Source organism: Microbispora sp. GKU 823, assembly GCF_002027145.1.
In the GTDB taxonomy this organism is placed as follows: Bacteria; Actinomycetota; Actinomycetes; order Streptosporangiales; family Streptosporangiaceae; genus Microbispora; species Microbispora siamensis.
In genome coordinates this window covers 21,394-30,073 of the sequence record NZ_MWJN01000111.1, presented here as the reverse complement: position 1 = coordinate 30,073, position 8,680 = coordinate 21,394, and the positions used below count along the sequence as shown (strand labels likewise).

At 74.8% G+C, this 8,680-nt stretch carries 6 protein-coding genes; 1 reads left to right on the top strand and 5 read right to left on the bottom strand.

All coding sequences use genetic code 11. The features are described from left to right. Window positions 1-145: 145 nt before the first annotated feature. From B1L11_RS37235 to B1L11_RS37225, 4 genes are all read right to left on the bottom strand, one after another. Window positions 146-2,287: a wax ester/triacylglycerol synthase family O-acyltransferase gene (locus B1L11_RS37235; protein ID WP_218671543.1), complete on the bottom strand. Its 2,142-nt coding sequence runs from the start codon at window positions 2,285-2,287 to the stop codon at window positions 146-148. 71 nt (window positions 2,288-2,358) lie between these two features. Further along, on the bottom strand, window positions 2,359-3,195 hold the full coding sequence (locus B1L11_RS37230) for a peptidylprolyl isomerase (protein ID WP_079319962.1): 837 nt from the start codon (window positions 3,193-3,195) through the stop codon (window positions 2,359-2,361). Beyond that, window positions 3,192-3,842, bottom strand: a complete 651-nt coding sequence (locus B1L11_RS48980) for an NEW3 domain-containing protein (RefSeq protein WP_218671542.1) — start codon at window positions 3,840-3,842, stop codon at window positions 3,192-3,194. Before B1L11_RS48980 ends, B1L11_RS37230 begins: the two co-directional genes overlap by 4 nt. A gap of 42 nt (window positions 3,843-3,884) precedes the next feature. Then, window positions 3,885-7,484, bottom strand: a complete 3,600-nt coding sequence (locus B1L11_RS37225; RefSeq protein WP_218671541.1) for a glycoside hydrolase family 38 C-terminal domain-containing protein — start codon at window positions 7,482-7,484, stop codon at window positions 3,885-3,887. A gap of 192 nt (window positions 7,485-7,676) precedes the next feature. On the opposite strand from B1L11_RS37225, the gene B1L11_RS37220 reads away from it, so the two are divergent. Beyond that, complete coding sequence (locus B1L11_RS37220) at window positions 7,677-7,865, top strand: hypothetical protein (RefSeq protein WP_079319961.1); 189 nt, start codon at window positions 7,677-7,679, stop codon at window positions 7,863-7,865. On the opposite strand, the gene B1L11_RS37215 is transcribed toward B1L11_RS37220, so the two are convergent. Then, window positions 7,855-8,562, bottom strand: coding sequence for an MBL fold metallo-hydrolase (locus B1L11_RS37215; protein WP_079319960.1), 708 nt, complete (start codon window positions 8,560-8,562; stop codon window positions 7,855-7,857). The two genes, B1L11_RS37220 and B1L11_RS37215, sit on opposite strands and share 11 nt — an antisense overlap. Between the last annotated feature and the right edge of the window lie 118 nt (window positions 8,563-8,680).

Here is an 8,680-nt window from a genome sequence, read left to right as displayed (position 1 = left end):
TCCTCGAAGCTCAGCGTGCCGTCCTTGACCCGCCGATGCAGGGCGGTGCGGTTGAGGCGCACCGCGAAGTGACACCATCGGCCGGCACGCCGGGGAGGGGCGGGCCCGTCCCAGAGCCGCGGCCCCGCCGCGCCGGGGCACTCGCTCACCGGCCCGGCCGGAGGCGTTCCCGCGAGCGGTCAGGACCTGCGCCGCGCGGCGACCGCGCCGAACGCGGTGCCGGGCCCCAGGCCAAGTGATCACAGTCCAAGTGATCACCGGCCAAATGGTCACCGGTCGGGTGGTCACCGGCCGCAGGGCCCCCGGCAGGGGTCGGCTCCCCCGCTCCCGCCGCGCACCGGTATGTCCCGGCAGTCGATCGTGTTCGCCGTGATCGCCGCCGTCTTCGCCCTGCTGCTGACCGCCGGGATCGCGGCGCTGGCCCTGGGAGACGGCGGCCTGGGGACATGACCGGGGACACGGTCTGGGACAGGCCCCAACCGTCCCCGGCTCCACGTCCGGCCTCGGCGCGGACCACGGCGGACCGCACACGATGGACGACGCCCTCTTCTGACCTGCGGGTGGCCGGTCGTGGGCCAGGACGTGCCGAGGACCTCAGGCGGGCGGCGGCTGCGGAGGCTTGCGCGCCCGCCTCGGCTTCGGCGCCGTGCCCGGCTCCTGCCGCGGCTCCTGCGGCTCCTGCTGCGGCTTTTGTCGCGGCCCCTCGGCCGCCCGCGCGCCGCGTGCCGCCGCCGCGCCCGCCTTCGCCGTCCTCCGGGGCTTCGCGGGCGTTCCCGGCTCCGCGCGCTTTCCCGGCTTCGCGCGCTTCCCCCGGCTCCGCCGTGCCCGGCTCAGCCGGGGCCGCCAGCGCGCCGTACTCGGCCAGTGAGTCCCGCAGGTAGTCGATGAGGTCCCACACGTCGGGCACCATGTCGCGGTCGGTGACGATCCCGAAGCCGAGCCTGCCGTCGTAGGAGAACACCGTGATGTTGATCCCCCCGCTGACGTCCGTGATCACCGACATCGGGTAGAGCGCGGTGACCCGCGCCCCGCACACGTAGAGCGGCGTCTGAGGCCCCGGCACGTTGGAGACCAGCAGGTTCACGGCGGGAGCCGCCCGCGAGGCGATCCGGAAGGCGGACCTGGCCGCCAGCGCGCTCAGCGCGGCCGGCATCGCCTGGCTGAACTCCAGGAGCCAGGCGGCCGGCGCCGCGGCGAGCCGTTCCTTGATCAGACCCATCGAGCGGTTCACCGACAGCAACCGGTCGCGCGAGTCGGCAACGTCAGTCGGCAGGGTGGTCATGGTCAGCATCACCTCGTTGGCGGCCGAGCCGTTGGCGGCCTGCCCACGGGTGGAGACCGGGATCCCCGCGACAAGCGGCTGGCGAGGCAGCTCGTCGCGCTTGGCCAGCCAGCGCCGCAGCGCCGTGGCGCACATCGCCATGACGACGTCGTTCACGGTGACGCCGAAGGCGTTCTTGATCCGCTTGACCTCGTCCAGGGGCAACTGTCCGAAGGCGAAGCGGCGGTGCCGCGAGATCGGCCCGGAGAACGGCGTGCGCGGCACCACCATCCGGGGCAGCTCGGGCAGGGGCCCGGCGTCCCCGCCGCCGATGCCCCGGACGAACCGCGAGACCAGCCCCGCCCCCGGGAGCTGCGCCACGAACGGCACCTCGTCCAGCCGCGGCACCGCCTCGGCGATGAAGCGCAGCAGGGCGAACGGGTTGTCCAGCACCCGCGCGACGCCCCTGATCACCATCTCCACCGCGTCGGGGGCCGGCTGCGGCTCGGCCGCGGCCTCCGGGCCGGGAACGGCGGCCGGCTCGGGCTCGAAGTCCATCACGGCGGCGAGCACCTCGGCCCCGGTGACGCCGTCGACCGCGGCGTGGTGGACCTTCGTGTAGATCGCCACCCGGCCCCCGGCCAGACCGTGGATCAGGTAGATCTCCCACAACGGCCGCCCTCGGTCGAGCCGTGCCCCGTGCAGCCGGGCGACCTGTTCGGCGAGCTTGTGGTCGTCGCCGGGAGGAGGCAGCGCCAGGTCCCGTACGTGGTAGTCGAAGTCGACCTCGCGGTCCTCCGCCCAGTAGGGATGGTCGAGCCCGAAGGGCACCTCGACCAGCCGCCTGCGCAGCGGCGGCGCGAGATGCAGCCGCCGTTTGAGCAGCGCGATCAGGTCCTCGCGGGTCAGCATGCCGCCGGGCCTGCCGGAGGGGTCGAGAATCGTGAGCGCCGCGATGTGCGCGAGGTTGGTGCCCGTCTCGAAGTTGAGGAACTGCGCGTCGAAGGCGCTGACTTGCTGTGCCATGCCTACTCACGTGCCCCGAAACGCCGGGGTCGGACCGCCCGGGAGCCCCCCCGAACCGGGGATTTCGCTGGTCAGTGCCGGTGGTCGGCGTCGGGCTGGGCCGGGTCGGCCGGATGCTCGTGCCCCGGCGTGAGCACGACCGAGTCGGCGTGCCGTGCGTCGAGCCAGCGGGCGAAGGCCCGCTCCCCGCTCTCCTTCGCCAGCTCCGCGCGGATCCGCTCCCGCACGGCCGCGTACGGCTCCCGCCGCGCCGTCTCGATCCGCTCGACCACCAGGGTCCAGGGGCCGCCGGGGCCCTCCACGGGCCCGACCGTCTCACCTTCGCGGGCGGCGAAGACCGCGTCCTCGATCGGCCCGGCGATCTGCCCGCGCCGGACCCGCCCGAACGGACGGACCCAGCGCGTCTCCGGCGTGGCGAACCGGTCGAGGTTGCGCCGGTAGTAGTCGCGCACCTCGTCCTCGGACGGCTCGCGGCCGGCGGCGAGCGCCCGGCACACCGCCCTGGCCGCAGGGCTCGTCACCAGGACGGCGGCCGCGACGCCGCCCGTCCGGAGCGCGACGGCCGGCGTGAGCGCCACCTGCGGCCGTGGCGGTGCCGAGTGCCCGGCCGGCAGGCCGAGACGGGCCGCCTCCTGCTCGGCCAGCGACTCGGCCACCATGACCTGCACCAGCCAGCGGCGCAGGTTGCGGCCCTCGGCGGTCTCGGGGCGCGGCAACCGGGCCGCGAGCGGGCCGCTGCGCATCAGGCGCAGCCGCCGGTCCACCTCGGCGACCGTGATCACCCGATCCCCCACCGTCGCCGCGGCTCTCGGATCGGGGTGTGCGCGACCGTCCGAGCGCCGCATGCCGTCCTCTGTGCGGTACGCCGGTGCGGCGACGCCGGTCGAGGGCGCGCCCGGGCCGTTCACCGCTCGACCTCGACCTCGATCGTGTCCGTGTAGTGCAGCCACCCGGCGCAGGCGATCTTCACGAGCGCCCACCAGCGGCCCGGGCGAGTGCCCAGCGGCACGCGTACCGGGAAGCGCACCTCCGCCTCGCCCTCGGGCGGCACGACGGCCCCGCCGTTCCACTCGGGGAACATCTCGAACGTCTGCCACGGGCTGACGAGCTGCGCCTGCGCGGAGACCGGCGACCGCGCCTCGGACCGCAGCCGGACCACGACCTCCGCCCGGCCGCCGGGCGTCAGCCGAAGGTGTGGCGGGTGGCCGAGACCCTCCAGCGTCACCTCCAGCCCAGGTGACCGCCGCCCGCCCTCGCCCGGCCGGAACACGTGCAGCCGGGTCACGTCCTCGTACGCCTGGTCGCCGAACTCGGTGCGCGCGGTGAGCAGGTGGAGGCCGCCCTCGGCGCCGGGAGGCGGCGTGAGCCGCACCGGCACGGTGGCGTGGCCCCCCGGAGGCAGCACGTACGGCCGGACGGCGGGCGTCACCGACCAGCCGTCGGGGGCGGTGAGCGTGACCACGCCCTCCGCCTGCTCCTCCGTGAGGCCGGAGGCGATGGTCAGGGTCAGGTCCACCGGCCCCGCGACGTCCAGGTCGGGCGGGTACACGTGCACGGCGACCGGCAGGTCCCCCCATCGGCGCGGGCCCGGTGTTGTTCAGCCAGTAGCGCGTGTGGACCGGCTGGTGCGGCTCGGTCTCCGGCACCGGCGGCGCACTCCCGCTGGCCACCACCCGGCCGCCCGCAGCCCCGCCCGCCTCCAGGTCGCCGGCCCGCTCCCCGCCCACCTCCGCGGCGTCCGGCGCGGACGTGGGGCGGGGGGCGGAGCGGGGGCGACCAGCGTGACGATCTCCATGCCGTCGAGCGTGCCGGGGGCGTCCCCGGTGGCGTTCTCCAGGAGGTCGGCCCGCCGCCACGGCCCCAGAGGCAGTGTCGTGGCGATCGACAGCGGCACGGTGCGGCCGCCGGCCTCGTACACGCGGGCGGTCAGCGCGGTCACCGCGCCGGGCGTCCGGCCCGAGGCGATCGGGTTCCCGGCCGCCTTGAGCGCGGTGAGGACCAGGCCGGGCCCGGTCTCCAGGAACGACCGCGACTCGCCGGCCGGCCCGTCCTGCCAGGCCCGCCCGTCAAGCCCCGTGGTCGCCGCCAGCGGGTGGTTGACGTCGTGGCCGATCCGCACGAGATCGGCCGCGCGCCAGTCGCCCGGGGCGGCCACCAGGGAGCACTCGAACATGTGGGTCCAGTGCTGGAGCTGGAAGCCGGAGCCGTCGGGCGCGGTGCGGCGCGGCGGGTCGATCCACACGCCGGACGGCCAGCCGGTGCACGACCGCATCAGCGACACGTGCAACGCCCCCGACGGATCGACCGCGAAGCCCGGAATGCCCCGGTTCACCAGCCCGATCGTGTAGTCGTCGAGAACCGCGTCGGCAGGCTCGGCGTCCGTCACCACCTCCACGGCCGCGTCGGCGAGGTCCGCGACCAGTTCCTCGACCGCGCCCTCGCCGCAGACCACGAGCACCGGAAGGTCGCGGGGGCCGGTGAGGTCGGCGCCCGGCACCCAGACCTTCTCCAGCGGCTCGTCGGCGGGCACCCACAGGCGGGCCCGGCCCTCGGCGTCGAGACGCGCGCGCAGCTCCGCGGCCTCCGCGTCGTCCAGCAGCGCCGCGACGAACGGGTTCTCCTCGGGCGTGCCGACCGCGATGCGCACGTCGGGCAGGTTGGAGTCCACGGCGAGGTTCCCGTACCGGGGTCCGGGCCCGGTGGAGCACGTCGAGGTCACGCCCTGCCGTACGAGCGCCACGGCGAGGTCTCTCAGGTCGTCGGCGACCGCGTCCGGCGGCGCGATGATCTCTGCGACGCCGACGGCCCGCGCGCCGAGGGGGCGTCCGGCCGGCGAGCGCAGCGCGACCCGGGCCGTGGACGACAGCGCGAACCAGTTGTGCGCCGGGTTGTCCAGCGTCCACGGGTGCTGCGCGGAGTCCACGTCGATCAGGCCGAACCCGCGGCCGACGACGGCGCCGGCGACCTCGCTGACCGGCAGCGCCCCCGGCACCCGCACCGGCCAGCGCAGCCGCACCAGCACGTCGGAGCCGTGGAACTCGTCCACGTGGGTGGTGAGGTCCACCCGCGGCAGCCCGTCCCAGAGCGTGATCTCCTGCGTGTAGACGACCGGGCCGACCCGGCCGCCGACGACGATCCGCCGCCCCGCCGGGCACTCTGCGACGGCGACCTCGGCGGGGGCCGCGGCCGAGCCGCTCACCCCTCCGCTCGGCACCAGGTGCCAGGGGCCCTCACCGAACCGGGGGTGCGCCGGGTGCTCGTCGTAGACGAGCAGTTCGTTGCCCACCCGGTCCTGCTGCAGCAGTTCGCGGCCCTCGGCCGTGAGGCTCGACACCGTCCCGCCGCGCTCGGGGTCGACCTCCACCGCGTGCGTGGCGTTCTCGATGCGGGTCCCCTCGCGGACGGCCCAGCCGATCGGGGCGGGCGCGGCGGTGGGCACCAGCCGGAACGTGCGATACCCGAGCGCGGGCACGTCGTCGGCGACGAAGACCGCGTCCACGGCCGCGAGGCTGCCGTCGGGGTGCCGCTCGGGATGCTCCAGCAGCAGACCGCGCGCGGGCGGGTCGAGCGCGACGCCGTACGATCCCGGCGCCGGCAGCGTCAGCCGTACGCGGACGAGGTCGGTCCTGGGCCAGGAGGAGGGGTTCCAGACGGCGACGCCGGTCAGCCCCTCGCCGAGGCGGCGCAGCGACGCGTCGAGGACCCGCCCGCCCAGGTCGTACGCCTCCCGCCAGCCCGTCATCAGGTCCAGGTAGACCTGATCGGACTCCGAGCCGGTGATGCCGTCGTGGTGCGCGCCGTACGCGATCTGGCGCCAGGCCTTGTCGAGGGCGGCGTGCGGGTAGGGCGCGCCGAGGGTCGCCGCGGCGACGGCGGCGAACTTCTCTGCGTCGGCGAGCCGCGTCTCGGCGTGCCGCTGCGCCTGCTTGGTGTCGATGTACGACACATCCTTGCCGGTGTAGATCGGGTTCATGTCCCGCGTCTGCGGCGTCAGGCGGACGCCCTCGTCCCGCACGGCGGCGAAGAACTCCCTCGGCAGCCCGCAGACGAACCGGGGCGAGACGTAGCGCCGGTTCCAGTCGCGCTGGATCTCCATGACCCATTTGTTGGGCGGGGTGTAGTCGGTGCCGACGGGCAGCAGCACGTTGCGGGTCGCGGCGACCTTCTTGAGCAGCGTGAACAGCTCGTAGACGGCGGCCTCGGCCTGCTCCAGGTCCGGCGCGGAGTCCATCCACCACCCGGCGCTGTAGTGGGCCGGCATGTAGTGGGTGGTCACCCCGCGCCCGGACGGCGACAGCCACTCGAACTCCGAGGGGAACTGCATGACCGACGGGTCGCCCCAGCCACCGCCGGCGAGCATCGGGCCCCACTGGTGGTAGGGGCCGCGCGCCCACGAGCTGGACGTCAGCCCCGCCTCGGCGATCAGCCCGGGAAACTGCGGGTCGTGCCCGAACGCGTCGAGCTGCCAGGCCGTCGCCGGATCCCCGCCGAGCACGTCACGCTGGAAGCCGATCCCGTGGACGATGTTGCGGATCGTCGCCTCGGGACCGGTCAGGTTGGTGTTCGGCTCGTTGTAGGTGCCGCCCATGATCTCCAGCCGGCCCTCCGCGAGCAGGCGGCGCAGGTATGCCCGGTCCTCGGGGTGCGCGTTCCAGTACGGCTTGAGGTAGTCGACCTCCGCGAGCACGAACTTGTAGCCGGGCTCCCTCCTGGCGGTGTCCAGGTGAAGGCGGACGAGGTCGAACCCCGCGTGCTGGAACTCCTGCCGGTTCGCCTGCGCCAGGCCGCCCGCGTGGTCCCAGGTGGCGGTGTAGGCGGCCTGGGTGTTCCACCAGACCGGGTCGTAGTGGAAGTGGGGGATCATCCAGACGGTCCACCCCGGCTCGGCCACGAGCAGTTCGCCCTCGGCCGTGCACCGCTCCCGGCCCGCGGCGGCCCGCACGGTGATCGGGACGCGCGCACCGGGGACCGCGGCGGGCGCGGCGGCCTCCACGGGCACCTCCACCACCACCGGCACCGTGCCGGGGGGCCGGCCGTCCGCCGTGTGCTCGCCCCGCACCCCGGGACCGGTGACCTCGACCACCGCAGACGCGTCGTCCGGCACCTCGTCGAGTACGACGCGGACCACCTGGCACGGGCCGTCGCCGGTGGCCGTGCGGACGAACAGTTCGGTGGATTCGACGGCGGCGATGCGCATGCGCACCCCTAACTGCGGCTCCCCACGGCGGCCGCTGGGGGGACAGGTGACGGTCGAGACATCCCCCGTCCGCACCGGCCTCACCCCTGCGATCTCGGCCGGCCGCACCGCTCCGGTACCGCTTCGGCGCGCCGCGCCGTACGCTGATCATGATCTGCGACTCAGAGGTCCTGCCCGGGAGGAGACCGGACGGTGTCGGTGTGCGTGGCGATCCTGCGGGCCAGGCCCGAACACGCGGGCGAGGTGGAGGCGATCGGACGAGGCCGCGCGCGAGGCTTCGCGATGCCGTACGTCTCGGGTTTCGTGGCCCGGTTCGGAGAGCTGCTCGTCGCCGAGCCCCAGATCGAGTTCGCCGAGGAGCTGGCCGGCTTCATCCGGTGAAACGGGCCGCGGCGTCCCTGATGAGCCCGGACGCGCCCTCGGTGACGGGCTCCCCGTGACCGAAACAGGCGATCTCGACGTCGAGGGCCGCCTGCCGCGCGAACGAGGCGGCGGCCGCGGGCGGGTCGGCGTTGAACACGCCGAGGATGACCTGCCCGTCGGGAGCGCGGGCGATGGTGTCGCCGGTGAACAGCACGCCCGGCCCGGGCAGGTGCACCGCGAGGCTGCCGGGGGTGTGACCGGGCACGGCCAGCACCCGCGCCCCGCCGCCGAAGTCCAGCGTGTCGCCGTCGCCCAGCTCGCGGTCCACGCGTACGGGCGGCGCGGGCACGTGCGGCATGCCCGCGTGGACCCGGTCCCACAGCTCCCGCTCCCAATCGGAAAGGACCGGCGGGGGCCCGGCCGCCTCGCCCCGGATGAAGGGCGCGTCGTCGCGGTGGGCGTACACGGTGACGTCGCCCCAGGAGACGATGTCGGCGGCCGAGCCGGTGTGGTCCTCGTGGAAGTGCGTCAGCACCAGGCGCCGTACGTCGGACGGCGTGTGCCCGAGCGAACGGACGGCGCTCTCGATGAGCGGCGCGGAGCCGGGAACCCCGGAGTCGATCAGTGTGAGCCCATCGGCGTCGCACCACACGTAGACGTGCCCGACGGGAAACCGCAGGAAATACAGGCTGGGCAGAAGTTCGACGACATCCATGCCGCGACGCTAGAACCACCGGAGCGGCCCTCGGCGCGGTCTTCGCCCGGAGCGGATCCGCCCTGAGCCGAACCGTGCTGCCGAACCGTGCTGCCGAACCCGTGATCGAGCCGAGCGT

Bases quoted from the DNA above. Each gene is read 5' to 3' on its own strand.
- B1L11_RS37235 (WP_218671543.1), bottom strand. From the start codon at position 2,287: ATGGCACAGCAAGTCAGCGCCTTCGACGCGCAGTTCCTCAACTTCGAG.
- B1L11_RS37225 (WP_218671541.1), bottom strand. From the start codon at position 7,484: ATGCGCATCGCCGCCGTCGAATCCACCGAACTGTTCGTCCGCACGGCC.
- B1L11_RS37215 (WP_079319960.1), bottom strand. From the start codon at position 8,562: ATGGATGTCGTCGAACTTCTGCCCAGCCTGTATTTCCTGCGGTTTCCC.